The organism is Niveispirillum fermenti, from assembly GCF_048066175.1.
GTDB lineage: Bacteria > Pseudomonadota > Alphaproteobacteria > Azospirillales > Azospirillaceae > Niveispirillum > Niveispirillum fermenti.
The window spans coordinates 49,508-74,337 of sequence record NZ_JBLTXA010000019.1 but is presented as its reverse complement, the minus strand read 5'-3'; the positions used below and the strand labels follow the sequence as shown (position 1 = coordinate 74,337).

The following is a 24,830-nucleotide window of genomic DNA, read 5'->3' as shown; positions in this document are numbered from 1 at the left end:
CACCCGCCCGCCCCACCGTCATCCCCGCGAAAGCGGGGATCCAGCGAGAGCGGCGGTAGCCGCGACATGACTCATATCGGCGCTGACCGCGCCTTACGCTGGGTCCCCGCTTTCGCGGGGATGACAGTGGGTGCTGCCCGCGTCGTTACCACCGTACAGGGTCGCCAATCGACATCCCCCATCCGGGCCCCGGCCCGTCTGCCGTGCAATGACATCCCCAATCCTGTTGCACGGTGTTTCACAGCGTCACCACCAGACCAATCCCAACCCCATAATCAAACGGGACCAAGATCATGACGAAGTGGGTCTACAGCTTCGGTGAAGGCAAGGCCGAAGGTCGCGCGGAGATGAAGAACCTCCTGGGCGGCAAGGGTGCCAACCTGGCGGAGATGAGCAATCTCGGCCTGCCGGTGCCCCCTGGCTTTACGGTCACGACGGAGGTCTGCACCTACTTTTACGCCAATGGCCGTCAATACCCCGACACGCTGCGCACCGAGGTCGGTGCCGCCCTGGCGGAGATCGAGCGGATCGTGGGCATGACGTTCGGCGATGCGGAAAACCCGCTGCTGGTTTCCGTGCGGTCGGGCGCCCGCGCCTCCATGCCCGGCATGATGGACACCGTGCTGAACCTGGGGCTGAACGATGTGACGGTGGCGGGTCTGGCCCGCCGGTCGGGTGACGCCCGCTTCGCCTATGACAGCTATCGCCGCTTCATCCAGATGTTCGGCAATGTCGTGCTGGACGTGGACCACCATCATTTCGAGGAAGTGCTGGAAGACCACAAGCGCGACCATGACCTGAACCTGGACACCGAACTGACGGCCGAGGACTGGCAGGCGGTGATCAAGGGCTATAAGGAAGTCGTGCAGGAGGCCCTGGGCCGCCCCTTCCCGCAGGACCCGCAGGAACAGCTCTGGGGCGCCATCGGCGCCGTGTTCGGTTCCTGGATGAATGCCCGCGCCATCACCTATCGCAAGCTGCATGACATCCCGGCCGAATGGGGCACGGCGGTGAACATCCAGGCCATGGTGTTCGGCAATATGGGCGAGGATTGCGCCACGGGCGTCGCCTTCACCCGCAACCCGTCCACGGGCGAGAACGCCTTCTATGGCGAATATCTGATCAATGCCCAGGGCGAGGATGTGGTGGCCGGCATCCGCACGCCGCAGCACCTGACCATCGCCGGCAAGATCGCCAACGGCTCCGACCTGCCGGCCATGGAAGAGAGCATGCCGGAGGTGTTCCGGCAGTTGAACGAGGTGCGGCTGAAGCTGGAGCGGCACTATCGCGACATGCAGGACATCGAATTCACGGTCCAGCAGTCGAAGCTCTACATGCTGCAGACCCGGTCGGGCAAGCGCACGGCCCCGGCCGCGCTGAAGATCGCGGTGGACATGGTCCGCGAAGGCCTGATCACGCAGAAGGAAGGCATCCTGCGGATCGAGCCGAAGTCGCTGGATCAGCTTCTCCATCCCACGCTGGACCCCAAGGCGACGAAGCAGATCATCGCCAAGGGCCTGCCGGCCAGCCCCGGTGCCGCCAGCGGCAAGGTCGTCTTCACGGCGGAAGAGGCAGAGAAGCTGGCGGGCCTGGGCGAGAATGTCATCCTTTGCCGGGTGGAAACCAGCCCGGAGGACATCCACGGCATGCACGCCGCCCGAGGCATCCTGACCACCCGCGGCGGCATGACCAGCCACGCGGCCGTCGTGGCCCGCGGCATGGGCCGGTCCTGCGTGGCCGGTGCCGGCGAGCTGCGCATCGATTACAAGCGGGGCATCATCTCCGTCCGCAATGTGGAGGTGAAGGCCGGTGACATCATCACCATCGACGGGTCGACGGGTGAGGTGATGCTGGGCGAGGTGCAGACGATCCAGCCGGAACTGTCCGGCGACTTCGCCGAACTGATGGGCTGGGCCGACGCGCATCGCCGCATGAAGGTGCGCACCAACGCCGAAACGCCGCTGGACGCTCGCACGGCCCGCAAGTTCGGGGCGGAAGGCATCGGCCTGTGCCGGACGGAGCATATGTTCTTCGACGCCGACCGCATCATTGCCGTGCGTGAGATGATCCTGGCCGATACGGAGGCCGGCCGCCGCGTCGCCCTGGCCAAGATCGCGCCCATGCAGCGCAAGGATTTCGTCGAACTGTTCAAGATCATGAAGGGCCTTCCCGTCACGATCCGCCTGCTCGACCCGCCGCTGCACGAATTCCTGCCCAACTCGGACGCGGAGATGGCAGAGGTTGCCAAGGCCGCCGGCACCGACCTGTCCAAGGTTCAGCACCGGTCCCTGCAGCTCCACGAGGCCAACCCGATGCTGGGCCATCGTGGATGCCGTCTGGGCATCTCCTATCCGGAGATATACGAGATGCAGGCCCGCGCCATCTTCGAGGCGGCGGTCGAGGTGTTCAAGGAGACGGGTGAGACTGTGACCCCGGAAGTGATGATCCCCCTGGTCGGCACCAAGAAGGAACTGGACATCCTGAAGGAGGTCATCGACCGCGTGGGCGGGGAGGTCAGCACTGCCGCCGGCCGCAAGGTCGAGTACCTGGTCGGTACCATGATCGAACTGCCGCGTGCGGCCCTGCAGGCGGCCAAGATCGCCGAGACGGCGCAGTTCTTCAGCTTCGGCACCAACGACCTGACGCAGACCACCTTCGGCATCAGCCGCGACGATGCCGGTTCCTTCCTGCCCGACTATCAGCGGACGGGTATCCTGGAACATGACCCGTTCGTGACGCTGGATACCGATGGTGTGGGCGAACTGGTGCAGATCGCCGCCGAGCGTGGCCGCAAGACCCGGCCCGACATCAAGCTCGGCATCTGCGGCGAGCATGGCGGCGACCCGTCCTCGGTCTATTTCTGTGAGAAGGTGGGGCTGGACTATGTGTCCTGCTCCCCCTACCGCGTGCCCATCGCCCGCCTGGCGGCCGCACAGGCCGCCATCGAGGGCGAACAGCGCGCCAGCGAGGCGTGATATCAAGTCCCGGTGATCGCAACCGATCACCGGGACCGCAATCGCCGGCGCCCACATCCGTTGCTTGGCTACGCGCCACGTGGCGCGCGGCGGCGGTCGCTGCCGTTCCAGATCCCGGTGAGTTGCTCTCACCGGGATCTGGTATGAGATAGGCCGCGACCAGGCTTTCCAGCCTGAACATGGGGAAGGGAAGGGGGCCGGCGACGGCCCCCTTTTTCATGGGTGGTTATTCCGAAAGGTCCCAGTCGACCGTGGAAACGACGCGCACCGTCTTGTCGACCTGCCGCCCTTCATAGCTGCCGGGCACCTCGTTGCGGGCCAGAATCTGGAAGACGCCCTGGTTGGCGCGGCGGATGCCGCCGATGGTGGCGCCGCTGTCGGCCGCGAATTGCTGGGCAGAGGCGCGGGCGTTGCGCGTCGCCTCCGCGATCATCTCGGCCTTCACATCGTTCAGGCGGGTGAAAGCATAGGTCGGCCCGTTGCCGCCCCCCTGGTCGCCCCCCAGCACGACATCCTGGTCCAGAAGGCTGGCCATGTCCTGGCTGGCGGCGACGACGGCGTCGACATCGCCCGTGCGCACGGTCAGGGTACGGGTGACGATATAGCGGCTGTCAACAGGTCCCTGGCGATATTGCTGGGCCAGCAGATCGACCACGTCCAGCCCGCGCGACACGACCGCTTCCGCCCCGATCCTGTGGTGGGCCAGAAAGGCCAGTACAGCGGCCTCGTCCTTGGCGCTCTTGGCCTGGACTTGGCCCAGATCATTGCCGGTGGCGACGAAGCGCAGCGGCCAGATGGCCAGGTCGGCGCGCACCTCCCGCTCGGCCAGCCCCTTCACGCTGACCACGCGATCGGCCAGCCGCATCCGGGCCAGTTGCGAACCGGCGAGATAGCCGCCAAGGGCGATGCCCACGGAAACGATGAGGGACGTGGCAAGAAGAACGGATGTGCGCATGATCGCCTCGCCGGGCAGGGGGATGGGTTGCCCCACCCTGCGAGGCGATCATGTCGCTGTCATGGCGTCATGACAGCGACGCCGCGGCGATGGCGGTCACGCCTTCGCCGTTTCCGGGCCGCAATCCTGGGCCTTTGCCCCGGGTTTGCTGGGGGTGGACAGGGACCAGATATGGTTGAACGGATCGCGCAACTGGGCATAGCGGTCGCCCCAGAACATGTCCGCCGGCGCCATCACGGGCTCACCACCGGCGGCCAGCGCCTGGGCGAAGACGGCATCGATATCGCCCACGGCAAGATGCAGCGTCACAGGCGGGCGCCTGGGGAATTCCGTCGGGCTCTCGGTGCAATATTCGGGGAAATCATCGCACAGCATCAGCGGGCCGCCATTGATCAGCAACTGGGCGTGCAGCAGGCGCTTCCCGTCCTCCGCCGGCATTTGCATGACCGGCGTGGCGCCGAAGGCGCGGATATAGAAGTCGATGGCCGCATGGGCGTTGCGTACAATCAGATGCGGGATCACGCCGGGGACGTTGTGGGCATGATTGGTCGTTTCGGACATGGTGCTTCCCTTCTGTGTGCCGTGGCGGCCGGTTGCCATATCCCAAGGACGCCGGCCCCCGGCCGGTCCCGACAATGCCGCGCAAAAATCATGATCCCGGGCCGTCGGCCTGTAAACGGTCCAGATGCTGGCGGATATGGCTGGCCTCTGCGGGGGTGCTGGCCAGGGCGATGGCCCGGCCGAAGGCCTCCCGCGCCGGTCCGCTGCGCCCCAACTGCATCAGCAGCGCGCCGCGCAACCCATGGAAATGGAAATATCCGTCCAGCCGGGCCGCCAGCGGTTCCACCATGGCCAGCGCCGCTTCCGGCCCTTTCACCTTGGACACGGCCACGGCACGGTTCAGCGTGACCACGGGCGATGGCTGCTGGAGCTCCAGCCCCCCATAGAGCAGTTCGATCTGTGCCCAGTCGGTTTGCGATGCCGTGGGCGCACGGGCATGCAGGGCCGCGATGGCGGCCTGGATCTGATAGGGGCCGGACCGGCGGTGGCGGACGGCCTTGTCCAGCAGCGCCAGTCCTTCCGTCAGGGCCGGGCGATGCCACAGCGAACGGTCCTGTTCCTCCAGCAGGATAACGGAGCCATCGGCGGCGAACCGGGCCGCGCGCCGCGCATGTTGCAGCAGCATCAGGGCCAGCAGGCCCATCACCTCCGGTTCGGCCGGGAACAGGCGTAGCAGCAGGCGGCCCAGGCGGATCGCCTCCTCGCACAGCGGGGCGCGGGCCGACTGCTCCCCGGTGCCGGCCGAATAGCCTTCGTTGAAGACCAGATAGACCATGGCGGCGACGGCGGCCAGCCGTTCCGGCCGGTCGGCGGCGCCCGGCGCCTCAAATGGCACGGGCCGGGCGGCGATGCGGGCCTTGGCGCGGGTGATGCGCTGTTCCATGGCGCTGTCGCCGACCAGGAAGGCACGGGCGATCTGGCGCACGCTCAGGCCCGACACGATGCGCAGGGCCAGCGCGATCTGCTGCGTCGACGGCAGGTCGGGGTGGCAGCAGATGAACAGCAGGCGCAGCACATCGTCGCGATAATCGGCGGCATCCAGCCGCTCGGCCGCCGCCGCCTCCCCGTCGGAAAGGTCGGACAGGGCGGCATCATCCTCGGGCAGGGCCACATGCCGTGCCCGTCTGCGCGTCTGATCGATGCCGGCATTGCGGCCGACCATGATCAGCCAGGCGGCGGTGTCGCGTGGCGGACCGTTGCGGGGCCAGGACGAGAGCGCGCGCAATGCCGCTTCCTGAAAGGCCTCCTCGGCCAGGTCCAGGTCACGGAAATACCGCAGAAGCGCACCCATCGCCTGGGGTCGTGCCGCGGCCAGGGCGGCGTTGATCCAGGCGATGTCGCTCATGGGGCCAGCGGCCCTTCGGATTGGGACAGGGCCAGCGGCCCTCCGGGCCGGAACAGCGCCACGGGCCTGATTTCATAGGACCCGGTGCCGGGATTGGCGCGGGCCAGTTCGCGGGCCTTCTCGATGGCTTCCTCCAGCCCGTCGCAATCGACGATGTAGAAGCCCAGCAACTGTTCCTTGGTTTCCGCGAACGGACCATCCAGGACCAGAGGTTCCTCCTTGCCCTTGCGCAGGGTGGCGGCGGCTGTCGTGGGCAGCAGCCGTGCGACGGGCCCCAGCTTGCCGGCATTCGCCCAGCCCTCCTGGACGCGGCCCAGCCGGTCCATGACGATGGCATCTTCTTCTGCCGACCAGGCGCCGACCACATCTTCCTCATTGTAGCACAAAATGGCGTACAGCATGTGCGGGCCCTCCTTCCTCATCCACAGGACGCTGGATTATGCCCCGTGCCGACAGGGCTTTCAGAAAAATTTCCAGACGGTGGGATTCCCGCGGGTCGGATAGGGCGGACATTCATTCTTCGCCGGCCGAACCATCATGGCCGAAGGTTTTCAGGGGGCGGCTGCCCCTTTAAAGCCAACAAGACGGGTAAGGGCCATGATCCAGGAAGCGATGTTCAATTCACTGTCCAGGCGCGCGATGTTCGGTGGGCTGGCGGGTATGGGTGCCATGGCGGCATCCGCTCCGGCCTTCGGCGCGACAGGCAGGGCCAAGGGCGATATCCGGCCGCTGGATGTAATGGACCCGCGGGAGAATCTCTACGGCTTTGCCAAGATGTGGGGGACCATTGGTCCGAAGGCGGTGCTGTCGGGCTATCAGGGCGTGCAGTACGCCATCGTCGGTGACAAGCGCGCCATGCCGCTGTTCGGCTATTGCGGCTTCGGCAACAACCGTAACGTCATCCAGCCGGACGGGTCGGTCAAGGTGATGGGCAAGGAATGCGGCTATTTCACCGACCTGGCGACAGGGGAGATCCTGGATTACTGGGACAATCCCTGGACCGGGGAGCGGGTGGAGGTCTTCCCCTTCCTGAACGATCGCTGGCGCGGAACGCTGACCCTTGAACAGAAGGTGTTCAAGATCGGTGACGGGGAAACGATCAACAACGACAATGGAACGCAGGGCCAGAAGGGCAAGCCCTTCCTGCTGCCCTGGCAGCGGATCGGCGACCAGTACCTGTTGAGCTGGGATTACGCCCATGAATATACCAACCCCGTGACGCCCGAAGGCTGGCCCAAGGCATCCACGGGCCGCCGGGCCAACCCGTCGGAGCATTTCTGTATCTTCACCCCGACGGCGGAGATCGATGACCGCTCGCTGCCGTCTGCCCGTTTCCATGCCGGTTTCATGCGGCAGGGCCCCTGGTGGCCCTGGATGCTGATGGGCAAAAGCGGTGTGCATGGCGTGCTGACCGGGCGCATGCACAGTTACAAGATTACCGGCACGGTTGAGGATATTCCCCGCGCCGTGCTGAAGCGGGTGGAACGCGACCGGCCGGACCTGCTGGAGGAACCGACGGACGGGCCGGATGAAGGCGTGCGCGGCACCCTGGAAGCCTATGCGGAGGACGTGCCGCCGGAGGTGCCGGGCTATGTCTCCCCGCTGGCCCGGAAGCGCGCTGAACAGAAGGGCTGAAGAATGGGCGGGGGGGGGCGATATCGCCCCCCCCGCCACAGGACCTGTGCTTGGGGCCAGATGGTCAGCCAGGATTTGCGGCGCCCGCCCCCTCGTTGGCGGCATGCAGCGGGGGCATCGCCAGAAGCCTGTTGAGCTGCTGAAGATCCGATCCGCCGGGGCTTTGGAAGACGCGCAGCCCGAATTCCGGCAGGATGGCCAGCAAATGGTCGAAAATATCGGCCTGGATGGCCTCGAAATTTCCCCAGGCCGTGTCATTGGTAAAGCAGTAGATTTCCATGGGCAGCCCTTCTGACCCTGGGGCCAGGTGGCGGACCAGAATGGTCATGCCCTGATGGATGCCGGGATGCTGCCGCAGATACTGGTCCAGATACGCGCGGAAGGTGCCCAGGTTGGTCAGCCGCCGGATATTATACTCATCATCCTTGCCCAACGTGGCGTTCCATTGGGCAATTTCCTGCTGCTTGCTGTCCAGATAGCCGGCCAGGACCTTGAAATTATGTAGATTCTCGATCTCCTGCGGGTTCAGGAAGCGCACGCTGTTCTGATCCAGGAACAGGGAACGCTTGATGCGCCGCCCACCGGATTCCTGCATCCCGCGCCAGTTCTTGAAGGGCTCGGAGATCAGCTTGCGCGTGGGTAGCGTGGTGATGGTCTTGTCCCAGTTCTGGACCTTGACCGTATGCAGGGCGATGTCGATGACATCGCCATCGGCATTCATCTGCGGCATCTCGATCCAGTCGCCGACACGCACCATGTCGCCGGAGGAGATTTGCACGCTGGCCACCAGGGACAGCAGCGTATCCTGGAAGACCAACATCAGCACGGCCGCCAGCGCACCGACGCCCGACAGCAGGATCAGGGGCGAGCGGTCCATCAGCGCCGCAATGACCAGGATGGTGGCGATGGCGAAGACCACCAGTTTCACCAACTGCACATAGCCCTTGATGGGTTTGCGGTGGGCATCCGGCCGGCGGCTATAGACGATGGTGACGATATTCAGCGCGGCACTGACGGCCAGCGCCAGGGTCAGGATGATGAAGGCCGCGCAGACATTGCGGACGACCAGCACCACCGCATCGGGCAGGCCCGGCACGAGGTTGATGCCGGCCATGATGACCAGCGCCGGCATGACATTGGCCAGACGCGGGATCAACCCCTCGCTGGCCAATGCCTCGTCGCTGCCATAGCGGGTCAGGGACAGCCCCCGCTGGATCAGGCGCAATACCAGTTTCTTCACGACAGAATTGGTAATCCAGGCGGCCAGTATCAGAATGGTCAAGCCGATCAGTGTCCGGATCAGGTCGGCATTTTCCGCTATCAGATTATGAAAATAATCCGAATCCATCGATTTCCCTTTCCAAATTCAATTGCGTTCATCGCCTGCGGCAACGGGTGTGAAGCCAGCATCTGGATGGAAGACCCAGCGAATATAGAGGCGGTGCCCGTCAAATTCTACCTTTGATGCCAGGAAATCCTGACCGGCATCGATGTCGTCAGGTGCCTGTCACCTCTCCAACGGTCTTCATGACGCGGTTTGATGGCGAAAATCCCCGCGCTGTTCCCTTCCGGCGATAAGCAGGCGATGCCATCACAGAGCGTGACGCCGATGGAATTGACGGCATGCCCGGATATCGTCATCATTAAATGACCTAATGTTACATCATTATATGGAGCGGGCGTGATGGTGATGGTTCGGCGGGCCTATGTGGATGGCCGCTTCGGTCAGATGCACCTTCGCATCGCCAGGGAAGGGGGCGGGGGGCGGCCCCCGCTGCTCTGCATCCATATGAGCCCGATGAGCGGTCGGGTATTTGAGGATTTTCTGGGCGAGATGGGCGCCGACCGCACGGCCATCGCCTTCGATACCCCGGGTTTCGGCCTGTCGGACCCGCCGCCGTCGCCCCCTTCCATCGCCGACTATGCCGGCGCCCTGCTGGACGGATTGTCGGCGCTGGGCATTGAGGGTCCGGTGGATGTCATGGGTTATCATACGGGTTCGATGATTGCGGTTGAAATGGCCCGGCAGGCCCCGTCCCGCATCCGCCGGCTGGTCATGGTGGCCGCCCCCGTCATCACGGCGCAGGAGCGGGAGCAGTTCCGCGCCTTTTACCGGGAAAAGCCGGTGCAGGCCGATGGCAGCCACCTGCTGGCCCGCTGGCAGGGCTTCCACTACTACCATATGCGGCCGGGTGCCGATCTGGAGGCGATTGCCGAGAAGTTCCCCGATGCGCTGCTGGGCGGGGCCAAGTCGGCCTGGGGACATCAGGCGGCCTTCGCCTATGACCTGGCGGGGCGCATGGCCGGACTGGACCAGCCCGCCCTGGTGCTGGTGACGGGCGATGACCTGGATGTGCAGACCCGCCGGGCGGACGGCCTTGCCCGCACCGCCCGCCTGATTGAGGTGCCCGGCTGGGGGCATGGCTTCCTGGATATGCACACGGCCGACGCCGCCCTGATGGTGCGTGCCTTTCTGGACGCTGCTGCGGGGGACCCCTTCGCCGGGATCGTGCCGCCGCTCTCCGCCCTGGGGCCACGCTATCCCGCGCATGTCGGCGCCTTCCGTCCGGTGCCGGCCGACTGAACAGCCGGGGCCGCCGCCGGCCGGATACCGCCATCGATGTGGCCGGCTGGCCGGCCACATATCACCCCTGCCAGCCCATGCCCCCCACGGGTCATTGCCAGAAGGTCCGCCACCCCCTATCTTGCGCCGCATCCCTGCACCCTGGCTTGATCCATGACCGACCTGTCAAAAATCCGCAATTTCTCCATCATCGCCCATATCGACCATGGCAAGTCGACGCTGGCCGACCGGCTGATCGAATTCTGCGGCGCCATCGAGGCGCGGGACATGAAGGCGCAGTTGCTCGACAACATGGATATCGAACGGGAGCGCGGTATCACCATCAAGGCGCAGACCGTGCGCCTGAATTACAATGCCAAGGATGGCGAGACCTATCAGTTGAACCTGATGGACACGCCGGGCCATGTCGATTTCGCCTATGAGGTTTCGCGCAGCCTTGCGGCCTGCGAAGGGTCGCTGCTGGTGGTCGATGCCAGCCAGGGGGTGGAGGCGCAGACCCTGGCCAATGTCTATCAGGCATTGGACGCCAACCACGAGATCGTACCCGTTCTCAACAAGGTGGACCTGCCGGCCGCCGATGTGGACCGCGTGAAGACGCAGATCGAGGATGTGATCGGGCTGGATGCTTCGGACGCCGTGGAGATTTCGGCCAAGACGGGCCTGAATATCGAAGGCGTGCTGGAGGCCATCGTCGCCCGCCTGCCATCGCCCAAGGGTGACCGGGAGGCGCCGCTTCAGGCCTTGATCGTCGATAGCTGGTATGACGCCTATCTGGGCGTCATCATCCTGGTGCGGGTATTCAACGGCGAACTGAAGCTGGGCCAGAAGGTGCGCTTCATGGCTACGGGCGCCACCCGTGAACTGGACCGCGTCGGCATTTTCACGCCCAAGAAGGTGGCGGTCGACAGGCTGGGGCCCGGCGAAATGGGCTTCGTCACGGCCGCCATCAAGGATATCCGCGACACCAAGGTCGGCGACACGATCACGGAGGAACGCCGGCTGGCCGAAAAGCCGCTGGCCGGCTTCAAGCCGTCCATCCCCGTCGTGTTCTGCGGCCTGTTCCCCGCCGATGCCGCCGATTTCGAGCATCTGCGCGACAGCCTGGGCAAACTGGCGCTCAATGATGCCAGCTTCCAGTATGAGACGGAAAGCTCGGCCGCGCTGGGCTTCGGTTTCCGCTGCGGCTTCCTTGGCCTGCTGCATCTGGAGATCATCCAGGAGCGGCTGGAGCGCGAATTCGATCTGGACCTGATCACCACGGCGCCGTCGGTGGTCTACAAGATGTTCATGACCGATGGCACGGTGCTGGAGATGCACAATCCGGCCGACATGCCGGACGTGGTGAAGATCGACCATATCGAGGAGCCGTGGATCAAGGCCACGATCATGCTGCCGGATGAATATCTGGGCGGTGTGCTGGCGCTCTGCACCGAACGGCGCGGCATCCAGGTGGACCTGACCTATGTCGGCGGCCGTGCCATGCTGGTCTATGAATTGCCGCTGAACGAGGTGGTGTTCGATTTCTATGACCGGCTGAAATCGATCAGCCGCGGCTATGCCAGCTTTGACTATCATCTGGAAGGCTATCGCGAGGGTGATCTCGTCAAGATGTCGATCCTGGTCAATGCGGAGCCGGTGGACGCGCTGTCCATGATCGTGCATCGCAGCCAGGCCGAATATCGTGGCCGTCAGCTTTGCGAGCGGCTGAAGGACCTGATCCCCCGCCATCTGTTCAAGATTCCCATCCAGGCTGCCATCGGGGCCAAGGTGATCGCGCGCGAGACCATCGCGGCCCTGCGCAAGGACGTGCTGGCCAAATGCTATGGCGGCGATATCAGCCGCAAGCGCAAGCTGCTGGACAAGCAGAAGGAAGGCAAGAAGCGCATGCGCCAGTTCGGCGAGGTTGAAATCCCGCAGAGCGCCTTCATCGCGGCCCTCAAGATGGGCGACAACTGATCGGGCGGATGTGACGGCCGCCCGTCGTTGCGCTGAAGAAAAGGGGGCAGGTGGTTTTCCACCTGCCCCCTTTTCTTATTCTATGGCCGGAATTCTCAGCCCACCCGTTTCAGGGCCAGTTGCCAGCTCAGGCCGAAACGGTCGACCAGCCAGACATAGCGCTGGGCAAAAGGATATTCGCCAAGCGGCATCAGCACCTGCCCATCGACCGACAGGGCCTGGTACAGCCGCTCCAGTTCGGCATCGTCGGTGCAGTCGATGAACAGGGTGATGGCGGGGGTGAAGCCGAAACCGTGATCGATCGAACTGTCGATGCAGACGAAATTCTGGCCCGCCATGCGGAAGGCGGCCTGCATCACCGTGCCTTCCACGCCGCCCTGGTCGGGACCGTAACGGAACAGCGCCGTGATCTCCCCGTCGGCGAACAGCGACGTGTAGAAGCGCATGGCCTCTTCTGCCTTGCCCTGGAACATCAGGAAGGTCGAGATCTGGCGGGGCATGGTTTCCTCCATCGGGTCGGGTTGGGCATCGGTGCCGGCTGCGCCGATGCCGACAGGATGGGGTATGCCTATTCCATCCCCACCAGCGCGCGTGAGAAGGCACGGGCCTCGAACGGACGCATGTCATAGACGCCTTCGCCCACGCCGATGGCATGGACGGGCAGCTTGAACTTCTCTGCCAGGGCCACCAGCACACCACCGCGGGCCGACCCGTCCAGTTTGGTCAGGATCAGGCCGTTGATGGCCACCATGTCCTTGAACACCTCGATCTGGCTATGTGCGTTCTGGCCCGTGGTGGCGTCCAGCGTCAACAGCGTGGTGTGCGGCGCCTCGGGGTTCAGCTTCTTGATGACGCGCACGATCTTACGCAGCTCTTCCATCAGGCCGGCCTTGTTCTGCAAGCGCCCGGCCGTGTCGATCAGCAGCACGTCCGCCCCGGCCTTCGTCGCCTGTTCCACCGCGTCATAGGCCAGCCCGGCCGCGTCGGCGCCTGTGTCGCGGGCCACGACGGGACAGCCCGTGCGCTCGCCCCAGACCTTCAACTGTGCCACGGCCGCCGCGCGGAACGTATCGCCGGCGGCCAGCCAGACGATCTTGCCCTCATCCCGGAACTGGCGGGCCAGCTTGCCGATGGTGGTCGTCTTGCCGGTGCCGTTGACGCCGACCAGAAGAATGATGTGCGGTTTCTTCGACGGGTCGATGACCAGCGGGCGGGCTACCGGCTCCACGATCTTCTGAAGCTCCGTGGCGAGATAGTCTTTTACCTCCTCGGCGGAGACCTCCTTGCCGAAGCGGGTCTTGGCCAGCCCCGCCGTCAGGCGGGCAGCCGTGACAGGGCCCAGATCGGCCCGGATCAGCAGTTCCTCCAGTTCCTCCAGCGCCTCGTCATCCAGCTTCTTCTTCGTGAAGATGCCGGTGATGCCGTCGGTCAGGCGGCTGGTGGACTTGGACAGCCCGTCCTTCAGGCGGGAGAACCAGCTTTTCTTCTCCGGCTTGTCCTCCAGTTCCGGCAGCAGGGCGACCGCCAGGGGGGAAGGCAGCGGGACGGGGGGGGGAACAGGGGTGGGGGCAGCCACCACGATCTCTTCTGCCATCGTCCCATCCACCGCCGTTTCCAGCGGTGCCGGAGCCGCCTGCGCATCCCCGGCCGGCCCGACAGGGTCGGCTGCGGGTTGATCAACCGGTGGTGTGATCTCCGGCTGGGGCGGCGGGGCGGGGGCCGGCTGGGGTGCGGGCGGGGTGGCCGGCTTCTTCTTGAACCAGTTCAGCATGGGTCGATGGCTCGCGCGGTCAATTGCGTCCCGGCCACACCGGTGATGATGCAGCGGATGATCGTTCCGGGTTCATAATGATCCGCCATGGCCACTTCGGCAAAGCCTTCATTCCGGCCAAGGCCCCGGCGTTCAATCAGTACGTTGGCGGAACGACCCGCCTGTGCGGCCAGATAGCGCGCCACCTGCACGGTGCCGGCCGCGCGCAGCCGGGCTGCGCGCTCCTTGCGGACGGGGCCGGGGACCTGGGGCATCTTGGCGGCGGGGGTGCCGGGGCGGGGGCTGTAGGGGAAGACGTGCAGCCAGGTCAGGCCGCATTGCTCCACGATGTCCAGGCTGTTCTGGAACATCGCCTCCGTCTCGGTCGGGAAGCCGGCGATGATGTCGGCGCCGAACACCATGTCGGGGCGCAGGCGGCGCGCCCTGTCGGCGAAGGCGATGGCGTCGGCGCGCAGGTGCCGGCGCTTCATCCGCTTCAGGATCATGTCGTCCCCGGCCTGCAGGGACAGGTGCAGGTGAGGCATCAGACGTGGCTCCTCGGCCACCAGACGCCAGAGGTCGTCATCCATCTCCACCGCATCCAGGCTCGACAGGCGCAGGCGCGGCAGGTCGGGCACCAGTGCCAGCAACCGGCGGACCATCTGCCCCAGCGACGGCTTGCCCGGCAGGTCCGCGCCATAGGAGGTGACATCCACCCCGGTCAGCACGACTTCGTTGTAGCCCGCTTCCACCAGGGCGCGGACCTGGGACACGATCTCCCCCACCGGTACCGACCGGGAATTGCCGCGGCCATAGGGGATGATGCAGAAGGTGCAGCGATGGTCGCAGCCGTTCTGCACCTGCACGAAGGCACGGGCGCGCCCCTCCATCCCCTGGATCAGGTGGCCGGCCGTTTCCTTCACGCTCATGATGTCGTTGACGACGACGCGCTCGGCATCCGCACCGCCGAACGCCGCCCAGGGGGCGGCCGTCAGCTTGGCATCGTTGCCCAGCACATGGTCGACCTCGCCCATGGCGGCGAAGGTCTCCGGGTTGACCTGGGCGGCACAGCCGGTGACGATGATCTTCGATGCCGGCCGTTCGCGGCGCAGGCGCCGGATGGTCTGCCGCGCCTGACGTTCTGCCTCCGCCGTCACGGCGCAGGTATTGACGATGACGACATCATCCAGCCCGGCCTGCCGCGCATGGGTGCGCATCACCTCCGACTCATAGGCATTCAGGCGGCAGCCGAAGGTGACCAGGGTCGGTTCGCCCAGCCCCCCGGTCACCTCCGGCGGGCCGCCTTCGCCACTTTCATGCACATGGGCTGTATCGGCCAGGGCCGTTCCGGCGGTATCGGTCAGGGCCGTTTCGACGCTCACAGCGCCTCTCCACCCAGCAGATCGGCGCCCAGCGTGCCGGCAAAGGATGTCGCGACGGGTCCCGTCATCAGGACATGGCCATCCTCACGCCATTCGATATCCAGCACCCCGCCATCCAGGGTGACGCAGACGCGCCGCCCCGTCACCAGACCCCGGCGGATGGCCGCCACGCCGACGGCGCAGGCGCCCGACCCGCAGGCATCGGTAATGCCGGCCCCGCGTTCCCAGACGCGCATGCGGACCGATGACGGTCCGGTCACGCTTGCCACCTCGATATTGGCGCGATCGGGGAAGAAGGGGTGGCGCTCCAACTCCGGGCCCCAGCGTGTCAGGTCCACATCTTCCGCGTCCGGCACGAAATGCACGGCGTGGGGGTTGCCCATGTTCACGGCGACGCCATCGGACAAGGGGCCGGCCGATGCCGGCAGATGCAGCGTGTCACAGGCTTCCGCCACGGGGATCTGCTGCCAGTCCAGCCGTGCCGGTCCCATATCCACCGTCACGGTGCCATCGGCATGCAGCCAGCAGCGCAGCAGGCCGGAAATGGTCTGTATCACCAGTTCGTCGCGCACCAGGCCCCGGCCAACCAGCGAGGCGACGCAGCGCGTGGCGTTGCCACAGGCCCCGGCCTCGCTACCATCGGGGTTCAGGATGCGCATGAAGATGTCTGCCGCCGTGTCCTGCGGTGGTTCGATCAGGATCAGCTGGTCGAAACCCACCCCGCGCCGGCGGTCGCCAATGGCAACCACCTGCGTCGCCGTCAGGGGGACGGGCCGGTTGCGGGCATCGATGACCACGAAATCGTTGCCCAGCCCATGCATCTTCAGGAATTGTATCGTCATGGGCTTTATATAAGCCCCCGCTGCCCCAGCGTAAATGTCTGCTGGGGACGGGGCGGGGATGCAAGGGGCGGGGATGCAAGGGGCGGGCGGGCACCTGCCCGCCACCTGCTGACCGCAACGGCCTACCAGCGGTAACGCAGCCCGCCATGGAAGGCCCGCCCTGTGCCGGCATTGAATATCTGCGACGCGGGGCCGGCCGTGCCGGCGATGGCGACGCTGGAGATATAGTGCCTGTCGGTCAGGTTGCGGCCTTCGACATAGCCGGACCAGCCGCTGCCGGTATCGTAGCCGACCCGGAAATTCAGCAGGGCATAGGACCCGATGGTCAGACTGTTGTCATTGTCTGCATAGTAATGGCCGGGCGCCCATTCGACATTCGGTCCCGCATAGAACCCTTCCGGATGCTTGTAGAGCAGTTCGGCGCGCAGGAAATGCCTGGGCACCCCCGGCAGGCGGTTGTCACCATAGAGGGCGTCCCCGTCGAAGAAGAAGTCATTATAAGTATAGGCGAGGTTCAGCATCACGCGGTCATCGGCCACGCCAGCCGATTTCAGGAGGACGGCCTCCAGCCCGGCCTCGATCCCCTGATGGACGGTGCTGTCCACGTTGACGACGCTGCAGGCCGCCCAGGGCGCCGTGGTCAGGCATTGCAGCTCGTTCCTGATCTCCGCACGGTAGAGTGTGATATCCCAGGCCACATCCTCCCGCCCGCCGCGGGTGCCGATCTCATAGGTCGTGGCGCGCTGGGCCGTCAGGTTGGAACTGGCCGGTGTGGCGAAGGAATTGGCGTCGTAGCTGGGCACCTCTGCACTGCGCGAGATGTTGGCGAAGGCCTGCCAGCCTGTATCGATGTCCCACAGCACGCCGACGCGCGGGCTCCACAGGTCATAGCTTTTGCGGCCCGACTGATCGCCGTTGGACAGGAACCGGTCGCGCCGGTCGCGGCTGGCGTGCAGGTACTGGACGCCGGCGATCAGCGACAGGTCGGGGCGGAGATGGAAGGCGTTTTCGGCATAGGCCGAAATATTCTCCGACTTGTCGAGCATGGAAGCGGCCACCGCGCCCTTAACGGCGCCCGACAGGTTGATATACTGCCTTGTATCGATCCGGCCGTTATGGATATTGGCGCCGATGGTCAGGCGGTTGCGGTGGTCGCCCAGCGACCGGTCGTCCACGGCACGCACGAAACCGCCATAGTCGTTCACCTTGAAATCCAGCCATTGGAAGATCGGGTGCATGACATGCCGGTGCTGGCCGAACAGGCCGAATTCGATCCGCGTCTGGTCCAGGCGCACCGTGGTCTTGTTGGCCAGGCGTACCGAGTCGATGTTGCGCTGCTGATCCTGGTCGATCCAGGCCGGGTGGGCGGCGCGCGGGGTTTCCAGCGCTTCCTGCTTCGTCATCTCGCCCGGGATGCGCTGACGGATGGAATTGGCATTCACATGGAAGCGGGTCTCCACGTCCGGCGAAATGCTGTAGCCGACATTGCCGCTGCCGCGCACCTGGTGGCCGTCGCTATGGTCGCGGTAACCGTCGGCATCCTGTCCCGACGCCGTGATGAAATAATCCAGCGCGCCCGACACGCCGCCGGTGCTGGCCTGTCCCTTGACGTAGCCGAAGCTGCCCACATCCAGGCGGCCGTCGAAGCGGGCGGCGTCGCGTCCCGTCGGAGTGACGAGGTTGATGGCCCCGCCCAGCGCGTTTGACCCGTACCGCAGGGCATTCGCACCCTTGAAGATTTCCACATGGCGATAGGCGCTGGGATCCACCTCGAACAGGTCGACCAGCCCGTCGGACATGTTCATGGGCACACCGTCCAGATAGATGGACAGCCCGCGATTGCCATAATTGCGCGACAGGCCGGAACCACGGATGGACAGGCGGGCATCGTCGCCGAAGCGCGGCTGCACGACGATGCCGGGCACATAGCCCAGAATGTCCTTGATGGTCTGGACGGGGCTGTTCTTGAAGGCGGTGTCGGGCACCACCTCCACGGCGCCGGCCGTGCGCCGGATGGCGGCCTCGGCCTCTTCGATGGCGCGGTTGCCGATCACGACGATGTCGCCCTCCGCGACGGGGCGGGCATCCTGCGCGACGGCAGGCGTGATGGCGAGGCCGAGCAGGGCGCTCGACGCCAGAAGCAGATTCTTCATGCTGACATATCCTTGGGGGCGCGCCCCCTTGCGGCCTTTCCCGAGGGGGCGAATGTTCAGGCGCGGGACGGGGCCGTCCCGGCAGCAGGCAGTCCGGATATCGGTCAGACAGGAAGGGGTGGTGCGCGCAGTGGTGGCCGCAGGCGTGCCGGTATCGATGGCGGGGCCGTCCGGGAAGGGCAGGGGCCCCTTGTGATGACGGGCTGAAGCAGCGCGAAGGCCAGGATCGCCGCGACTGCCGCCAGGGACAGCATGGACAGGGATGCAAAGGCGCAGGGCGTGCCCTGCGGGCTGGGCACCGGCTTGCCGTTATCCGCCTTGCCGGCGAGGTCCGCGGTCTTGGGACCGGCACCCCAGCAGATGCTCATGCCCAACTGGCCGTCCGGCGTGACCGGCATGAAGCCCGGCGGCACCATCAGCTTCATCGACAAGGCCAGCATCATGACGACGCCGGCCAGCAGCCGATGGTTCAGGAGGAAATGGCGGAGCGGATGCACGGTGGCGGCAGCCTCGGGGTCGGCGTTTCCATGGGGCGGATCAGGGAGGGACTACCCCATCACCCGTGCATAAATCCACCCGAAAAGGGTTCCGCAGTCTGGAAATGGCCGGCCGTTGCCGGGGCAAGGGTTACTTCCGGCCTTCGATCACCTTGAAGCCCTCCGCCTCCGCCACGGTGCGGCGCGATTTGAAATGTCCGTCGAAAACGGCTTCGTAAGGGAGGTGCTTGTTGGCGACCAGCAGCAGGGTGCCGCCCGTCCCCAGCGCCTCCGCCGCGCGGATGATGAACTGGCTGCCCAGCGTCACGTCGGTGGCCTTGCCGGCATGGAAGGGCGGATTGGTGATGATCCAGTCGAAACGCCCGCGCGGCAGGCCGGCCGTCACATCGGCCCAATGGTATTTCAGCACCGTGCCGCCGGCCAGGGGCGCCACATTGGTCGCGGCGGCGGCCAGCGACGCCGCATCGGCTTCGTAAAGATCCAGGCCTGCCACGCGGCCGGGTCCGGCGCGCAGCAATTCGGCCGAGAGATAGCCCCACCCGGCCCCCAGATCGGCGACCCGCCCCCGGATGGCGCCGGGGAACTGGGTGGCCAGCAGGCGGGAGCCGGCATCCACCTTGTTCCAGCCATGCATGCCGGGTCCGGCCATGAAGCCGGTGGCTTCCACCCGCCGCACGGTGGCCCCTTCCTGCCATTCGGCCAGAATGGCCGGGGGCGGCCCGGCCTGCTTCACGGTCCAGAAGACACGGGCATGATGCTTGGACAGGTTCTCCATCTCGCCGAAAGCCTGCCTGGCAGCCTTCATCAGACTGGCCACGCCGGTATCATTGTCGCCGCAACAGACCAGCAGCCCGCCGGGCTCCAGCGCCTCCCAGGCCTGCGCCATGGCGGCCAGGCTTTCAGCCTTGTGCTTGGTCATCAGGCACAGGCCGGTCCGGTACGGGCCGGCGGGCAGGTCGCGCACCACCTGGAACCCGGCCTGCACCAGCGCATCATGTGCCGGCTTGAACCCGGTGACGCAGATCAGGGGGCGGAGGTCCGGCGACAGGGCGCTGTCGGCCCCGGCGTTCAGGATGAAGCCGGTCCCCCGCGCGGGCAGGGGCAGCAGGCCGGTGGCGAACGGGTGGTGGATGGCTTTGGCGATCGACATGGCTGCCACGCCTATCCCATCTGCGACGCGCTGTCGAGCGGCGTGACCCGCCGGGCAAAAGCGTGTAGGCATGGAACCGCCGCCATGACCGCTCCTGCCATGACCAAACCCGTTCCGCGCCAGTTCCTCACCTTCGCCCTGATCGGGGTCGGGGGGCTGTTCGTCGATATGGCGGCGCTGGCCGTGGCGCTGCATCTGTTGGGGCTGGACCCCTATGGCGGCCGCGTCTTCTCCTATCTCATGGCGGCCACCTTCACCTGGTACATGAACCGGCAATATACCTTCGCGGGTGTCAGCCGGCGTGGGGCGTTGCGGCAATGGTTGCGGTTCCTGGCGGCCAATGCCGTCGGGGCGCTGGTCAATTACGCCGTCTATGTGGTGGTCCTGCAACTGGGCGGGCCCGTCATTGCCTGGGTCGGCCTGTGGCCGGCGGCGCTGGCGGCGCTTCTGCCCTATGCCGGGGTGGCGGCCGGCAGCGTCTCGGGGCTGGTGTTCAACTTTGTCTTGTCCAGGCGTCTGGTTTTCCGCCAATCCCGTTAGGAAACGCGGGTCCTTCCCCGTCCTTTCAGCCGGTGACGCCCCACGGCCCACGTAGCGGTGCTTGCATCCCCCATGCTATGGATGGGCGGAAACAAAGATCGGGGGAGCGTTTCGGGGAATGCCGTCGGCGCGGTTCTATCGGTGGATGACCTGGGGCTTGACCCTGGCGCTGGTCACCGGTGCGGGTGCCATGGTCTGGCACGAAACCAGGACCTCGCGCCTGCAGGCGGAGGTGCTGGCCCGTTATGGTCGGGACCTGACCTGGCAACTGGAGCCCGGCCCCAACCCCGATATCCGGTTTCCCGGCCCCGGCCCCTATGACCAGCGCCTGGGCTATGCCGGCATCCCGGGCTTCGTGGAGCGGCTGGTGGCCGCCAACTACCGCGTGGACCTGCAGGCGCGGCCCAGTCCGGCCCTGCGCGATTACATGGATTTCGGCGGATTCGCCCCCTATGCGGAGAAGACGGCCGGCGGCCTGTCGATCCGCGACCCGCACGGTCACCCCCTGTTCGACGCGCGCTATCCGGAGCGCACCTATGCCGGGTTCGGGGAAGTGCCCAGGCTGGTGGCTGATACGCTTCTGTTCATCGAGAACCGGGAGCTGTTGGACCCGACCCATCCGCATCGCAACCCGGCCGTGGAATGGGACCGGTTTGCCCTGGCCCTGGCCAATATCCCGTTGAAACTGGTCAATCCCGACAATCCGCGGGCCGGCGGTTCCACCCTGGCCACGCAGATCGAGAAATACCGGCATTCGCCTGAAGGCCGCACGGGCAGCGGCATGGAAAAGCTGCGGCAGATGATGTCGGCTTCCGTCCGCGCCTACAAGGGCGGGCCGGACACGACACGGGCCCGCCATCAGATCCTGGTCGATTACCTGAATTCCACGCCGCTGTCCGCCCGGCCCGGCATGGGCGAGGTGAATGGCCTGGGCGACGGGCTGTGGGCCTGGTACGGCACCGATTTCGCCCTGGCCAACCGCATCCTGCGCGACCGTCCGCGGACGGAGGAGGATCTTCAGCTCCAGGCCGTCGTTTACAAGCAGGTGTTGAGCCTGCTGCTGGCCCAGCGCCGGCCATCTGCCTATCTGGGCACGGGCACCGGCCGGCAGGCGCTGAACGAACTGGCCAACGGCCATCTGCGCCTTTTGGAGCGGTCGGGCATCGTGCCGGCACCCCTGGCAGACGCGGCGCGCTTCTTCCCCCTGCGATTCCGGGCCGAGCCGCCTTCCATGCCGGAACCCAGCTTCGTGGAACAGAAGGCGACCAACGCCATCCGCTCCCGCCTGCTGGGCATGCTGGGTGTCCCCAGCCTCTACGCGCTGGACAGGCTGGACCTGGCTGTGGACACCACGCTGGACCAGCCGACCCAGGCGCGCGTCACGCAGACATTGCGCAAGCTGGCCGATCCCGTGCAGGCCGCCGCCCTGGGCCTGGTCGGCGAGCGGTTGCTGAACCAGGCCGATCCGGCCCGCATCGTCTATTCGGTCACCCTGTTCGAGCGCACGGCGGACGCCAACCTTGTGCGGGTGCAGGTCGATACGCTGCCCCAGCCGCTGGACCTGAACGAGGGGGCGAAGCTGGATCTCGGCTCCACGGCCAAGCTGCGAACGCTGGTGACCTATCTGGAGATCATCGCCAAGCTTCACGACCGCTATGTCGGGCGGGAGACCTATGAACTGGATGCCGCGGCCCTGGATGCGCCGGACCGGCTGACGCAATGGGTGTTGCGCACCATGTCGGCCCAGCCGGGCCTGGGCATTGCGGGCCTGCTCGACCTGGCGATGCAGCGCCCCTATTCGGCCAGCCCGGCGGAGCGCTTCTTCACCGGCGGCGGGCTGCACAGCTTCGGCAATTTCGACAGGCTGGACGATGGAAAGGTGATCAGCGTGGCGGAGGCGTTCCGCCATTCCGTCAATCTGGTCTTCATCCGCATGATGCGGGACATCGCCAACCATTACATCGCGGAAGGCCCCGACAACCGCACCGACCTGATGGATGATCCCCGCCATCCGGCGCGCCGCACCTATCTGTCGCAGTTCGCCGACCAGGAGGGCAGCACCTTCCTGAACCGGTTCTGGTCGACCTATCAGGGGCTGGAGCCGGCCGCCGCCCTGGACAAGCTGGCCGGACGCATCCGGCCCCTGCCGGACCGGTTGTCCGTGATCTTCCGCTCGGCGCTGCCCAACGCGCCCGTGCAGGACCTGGCGCGCTTCCTGGACCGGCACATGCCGGCCGGCGGGCCGCCGGAAGCGCAGGTCCGCGCGCTTTACGACCGCTACGCTCCCGACAACTGGTCGCTGAACGACCGCGGTTATATCGCCGGCGTGCATCCGCTGGAACTGTGGCTGGTATCCTATCTCCAGGACAGCCCCGCATCCCAGCGCCGCGACATGCTGAAGGATAGCAGCGAGTCGCGGCAGGAAAGCTATAACTGGCTCTTTTCCTCCCGGTCCAAGCGGGCACAGGACACGCGCATCGGTATCGTGCTGGAGGAGGAGGCGTTCACCCGCATTCATGAGGAATGGCAGCGTCTGGGCTATCCGTTCGGCAGGCTGGTGCCCAGCTATGCCACCTCCATCGGCAGTTCGGCCGACCGGCCGGGGGCCCTGGCCGAACTGATGGGCATCATCCTGAATGATGGTGTCCGGTTGCCCACCCTGCGCGTCAACCGCCTGCATTTCGCCAGCGCCACCCCGTATGAGACCAGTTTCGTGCCGGCCAGCCTGCTGGACAGGGCCGAACAGGTGATGGCGCCGGAAGTGGCGCGCGTGGTTCGCCGGCACCTGCGCGATATCGTGGACAATGGCACGGCCCGGCGTGTGAAGGGTGCCTTCACGGCCGCCGACAGCGCGGAAATCCCCGTCGGCGGCAAGACCGGCACGGGCGACCACCGGTTCGAACGCTACGGTCCTGGCGGCGTGGTGCTGGAAAGCCGTGTCGTCAACCGCACGGCCACGTTCGTCTTCTATATCGGTGACCGGTTCTTCGGGGTGATCACGGCCCATGTTCACGGGCCGGAGGCGGCGGAATACCGCTTCACGTCCGCCCTGCCGGCACAGTTGCTGAAAATCCTGGCGCCGGCACTCAATCCGTTGCTGAACGACGATACGCAGACGGCCGACCGGGGACGATAGGACCGGCCCGATTCCCCCCTGCTTTTTTCCCGACGGGCCGCGGGCCCCGCAATCGGCTGCCCGCGGGCCGGCTATCGGATGGGGTATGCCCATTTGGCCGTGCGGGCGGGGACGCAGGCGGCGGGCGGCACTGGCCACCACCACCCCCGTTATCCACAATCAATCCACAGGAGCGGGCCTTTCCCCCCGGTTCCATTGTGCTAGGTTAGGGCATCCACCCCCTACATCTAGTGTTGGTGCCATGTCCTCCCTGCTGACGCCCAATCCGGTCTACAAGCCCTTCCGCTACCCCTGGGCCTATGAGGCCTGGCTCACCCAGCAGCGCATCCATTGGCTGCCGGAGGAAGTGCCCCTGGCCGATGACGTCAAGGATTGGCGCAACAACCTGTCCGATGCCGAACGGAACCTGCTGACCCAGATTTTCCGCTTCTTCACCCAGGCCGATGTCGAGGTGAACAATTGCTACATGCGGCACTATAGCCGCGTGTTCCAGCCGACCGAGGTCTGCATGATGCTGGCGGCCTTCTCCGCCATGGAGACGGTGCATATCGCGGCCTACAGCCATCTGCTCGACACGATCGGCATGCCCGAGGTCGAATATTCCGCCTTCCTCCACTATAAGGAGATGAAGGACAAATATGATTACATGCAGGAGTTCAACGTCGACAGTAAAAAGGACATTGCCAAGACCCTGGCCGTGTTCGGCGCCTTTACCGAAGGGCTCCAGCTTTTTGCCAGCTTCGCCATCCTGATGAATTTCCCGCGGTTCGGGAAGATGAAGGGCATGGGCCAGATCGTGACCTGGTCGGTGCGTGATGAAAGCCTGCATACGCAGTCGATCATCCAGTTGTTCAAGACCTTCATCAGCGAAAACCCCGAGGTCTGGGACGAGGAATTCCAACGCGAACTCTACAAGGCGTGCGAGACCATCGTGCACCACGAGGATGCCTTCATCGACCTGGCGTTCGAGATGGGGGCGGTGAAGGGCCTGGAAGGCGAGGATGTGAAGAAATATATCCGCTATATCGCCGACCGTCGTCTGGCCCAGCTCGGCCTGCAGCCCATCTACAAGACAGACAAGAATCCGTTGCCGTGGATGGATGCCATCCTGAATGGCGTGGAACATACGAACTTCTTCGAGAACCGGGCCACGGAATATTCGAAGGCCGCCACGAAGGGTTCCTGGGAAGACGCTTTCGCGGATTGAGCATCGGTACGTACCGATGACCGGGGCGGCCTTTTGCGGGGCCGCCCTTTTTTATGGCGATTCTTGATGCGGGCGTTTCAGCGGTTCTAGGCCGGTTGCCGGAAAAGATAACCTATCCTTGCGGATGAGGTGGAAGCCCTTCCCGGTGGATCGATGGCAGTT

At 65.5% G+C, this 24,830-nt stretch carries 19 protein-coding genes; 7 read left to right on the top strand and 12 right to left on the bottom strand.

Features of this window, described 5'->3' with window-relative positions; all coding sequences use genetic code 11:
• Positions 1-293: 293 nt before the first annotated feature.
• Positions 294-2,975: a pyruvate, phosphate dikinase gene (ppdK, locus tag ACM9LZ_RS17395; protein WP_416620770.1), complete on the top strand. Its 2,682-nt coding sequence runs from the start codon at positions 294-296 to the stop codon at positions 2,973-2,975.
• Between the two features lie 226 nt (positions 2,976-3,201).
• Here ppdK and ACM9LZ_RS17390 read toward each other — a convergent pair whose 3' ends face one another.
• The 4 genes from ACM9LZ_RS17390 to ACM9LZ_RS17375 form a co-directional block, all read right to left on the bottom strand.
• Positions 3,202-3,930 (bottom strand): SIMPL domain-containing protein, encoded by a 729-nt coding sequence (locus ACM9LZ_RS17390; protein ID WP_416620769.1) that lies wholly within the window; start codon positions 3,928-3,930, stop codon positions 3,202-3,204.
• Between the two features lie 96 nt (positions 3,931-4,026).
• The gene (locus tag ACM9LZ_RS17385; RefSeq protein ID WP_416620768.1) at positions 4,027-4,491 is read right to left on the bottom strand and encodes a VOC family protein; all 465 of its coding nucleotides are present in this window, start codon (positions 4,489-4,491) and stop codon (positions 4,027-4,029) included.
• 88 nt (positions 4,492-4,579) lie between these two features.
• Positions 4,580-5,836 carry an RNA polymerase sigma factor gene (locus tag ACM9LZ_RS17380; RefSeq protein WP_416620767.1) on the bottom strand — a complete coding sequence of 419 codons (1,257 nt, stop codon included), beginning with the start codon at positions 5,834-5,836 and terminating at the stop codon, positions 4,580-4,582.
• Positions 5,833-6,237: a YciI family protein gene (locus tag ACM9LZ_RS17375; RefSeq protein WP_416620766.1), complete on the bottom strand. Its 405-nt coding sequence runs from the start codon at positions 6,235-6,237 to the stop codon at positions 5,833-5,835. Before ACM9LZ_RS17375 ends, ACM9LZ_RS17380 begins: the two co-directional genes overlap by 4 nt.
• A gap of 196 nt (positions 6,238-6,433) precedes the next feature.
• Between ACM9LZ_RS17375 and ACM9LZ_RS17370 the strand changes: the two genes are divergently transcribed.
• On the top strand, positions 6,434-7,471 hold the full coding sequence (locus ACM9LZ_RS17370; RefSeq protein ID WP_416620765.1) for a DUF1838 family protein: 1,038 nt from the start codon (positions 6,434-6,436) through the stop codon (positions 7,469-7,471).
• A gap of 64 nt (positions 7,472-7,535) precedes the next feature.
• On the opposite strand, the gene ACM9LZ_RS17365 is transcribed toward ACM9LZ_RS17370, so the two are convergent.
• Positions 7,536-8,819: a mechanosensitive ion channel family protein gene (locus ACM9LZ_RS17365; protein WP_416620764.1), complete on the bottom strand. Its 1,284-nt coding sequence runs from the start codon at positions 8,817-8,819 to the stop codon at positions 7,536-7,538.
• 336 nt (positions 8,820-9,155) lie between these two features.
• On the opposite strand from ACM9LZ_RS17365, the gene ACM9LZ_RS17360 reads away from it, so the two are divergent.
• Both ACM9LZ_RS17360 and lepA read left to right on the top strand, forming a co-directional pair.
• Positions 9,156-10,055 carry an alpha/beta fold hydrolase gene (locus ACM9LZ_RS17360; RefSeq protein WP_416620763.1) on the top strand — a complete coding sequence of 300 codons (900 nt, stop codon included), beginning with the start codon at positions 9,156-9,158 and terminating at the stop codon, positions 10,053-10,055.
• Positions 10,056-10,208: 153 nt separating this feature from the next.
• Positions 10,209-12,011, top strand: coding sequence for a translation elongation factor 4 (lepA, locus tag ACM9LZ_RS17355; protein WP_416620762.1), 1,803 nt, complete (start codon positions 10,209-10,211; stop codon positions 12,009-12,011).
• A gap of 95 nt (positions 12,012-12,106) precedes the next feature.
• Here lepA and ACM9LZ_RS17350 read toward each other — a convergent pair whose 3' ends face one another.
• The 7 genes from ACM9LZ_RS17350 to ACM9LZ_RS17320 all read right to left on the bottom strand — a co-directional run bounded on the left by ACM9LZ_RS17350 (position 12,107) and on the right by ACM9LZ_RS17320 (position 19,785).
• The gene (locus ACM9LZ_RS17350) at positions 12,107-12,511 is read right to left on the bottom strand and encodes a VOC family protein (RefSeq protein ID WP_416620761.1); all 405 of its coding nucleotides are present in this window, start codon (positions 12,509-12,511) and stop codon (positions 12,107-12,109) included.
• A 68-nt stretch (positions 12,512-12,579) separates the two neighbouring features.
• A complete protein-coding gene (gene ftsY, locus ACM9LZ_RS17345) occupies positions 12,580-13,782 on the bottom strand; it encodes a signal recognition particle-docking protein FtsY (RefSeq protein WP_416620760.1) in 1,203 nt (400 codons plus the stop codon).
• Positions 13,776-14,978 carry a tRNA (N(6)-L-threonylcarbamoyladenosine(37)-C(2))-methylthiotransferase MtaB gene (gene mtaB, locus ACM9LZ_RS17340; RefSeq protein WP_416620780.1) on the bottom strand — a complete coding sequence of 401 codons (1,203 nt, stop codon included), beginning with the start codon at positions 14,976-14,978 and terminating at the stop codon, positions 13,776-13,778. Before mtaB ends, ftsY begins: the two co-directional genes overlap by 7 nt.
• A gap of 161 nt (positions 14,979-15,139) precedes the next feature.
• Positions 15,140-15,985, bottom strand: a complete 846-nt coding sequence (gene dapF, locus ACM9LZ_RS17335) for a diaminopimelate epimerase (protein ID WP_416620759.1) — start codon at positions 15,983-15,985, stop codon at positions 15,140-15,142.
• Between the two features lie 122 nt (positions 15,986-16,107).
• Positions 16,108-18,138 (bottom strand): TonB-dependent receptor family protein, encoded by a 2,031-nt coding sequence (locus tag ACM9LZ_RS17330; RefSeq protein WP_416620758.1) that lies wholly within the window; start codon positions 18,136-18,138, stop codon positions 16,108-16,110.
• A gap of 104 nt (positions 18,139-18,242) precedes the next feature.
• Positions 18,243-18,635 carry a hypothetical protein gene (locus ACM9LZ_RS17325; RefSeq protein ID WP_416620757.1) on the bottom strand — a complete coding sequence of 131 codons (393 nt, stop codon included), beginning with the start codon at positions 18,633-18,635 and terminating at the stop codon, positions 18,243-18,245.
• 130 nt (positions 18,636-18,765) lie between these two features.
• The gene (locus ACM9LZ_RS17320; RefSeq protein ID WP_416620756.1) at positions 18,766-19,785 is read right to left on the bottom strand and encodes a class I SAM-dependent methyltransferase; all 1,020 of its coding nucleotides are present in this window, start codon (positions 19,783-19,785) and stop codon (positions 18,766-18,768) included.
• 84 nt (positions 19,786-19,869) lie between these two features.
• On the opposite strand from ACM9LZ_RS17320, the gene ACM9LZ_RS17315 reads away from it, so the two are divergent.
• The 3 genes from ACM9LZ_RS17315 (at position 19,870) to ACM9LZ_RS17305 (ending at position 24,668) form a co-directional block, all read left to right on the top strand.
• Positions 19,870-20,325, top strand: coding sequence for a GtrA family protein (locus ACM9LZ_RS17315; protein ID WP_416620755.1), 456 nt, complete (start codon positions 19,870-19,872; stop codon positions 20,323-20,325).
• A 145-nt stretch (positions 20,326-20,470) separates the two neighbouring features.
• Positions 20,471-23,461 carry a transglycosylase domain-containing protein gene (locus ACM9LZ_RS17310; RefSeq protein WP_416620754.1) on the top strand — a complete coding sequence of 997 codons (2,991 nt, stop codon included), beginning with the start codon at positions 20,471-20,473 and terminating at the stop codon, positions 23,459-23,461.
• A 241-nt stretch (positions 23,462-23,702) separates the two neighbouring features.
• A complete protein-coding gene (locus ACM9LZ_RS17305) occupies positions 23,703-24,668 on the top strand; it encodes a ribonucleotide-diphosphate reductase subunit beta (RefSeq protein ID WP_416620753.1) in 966 nt (321 codons plus the stop codon).
• Positions 24,669-24,830: the final 162 nt, after the last annotated feature.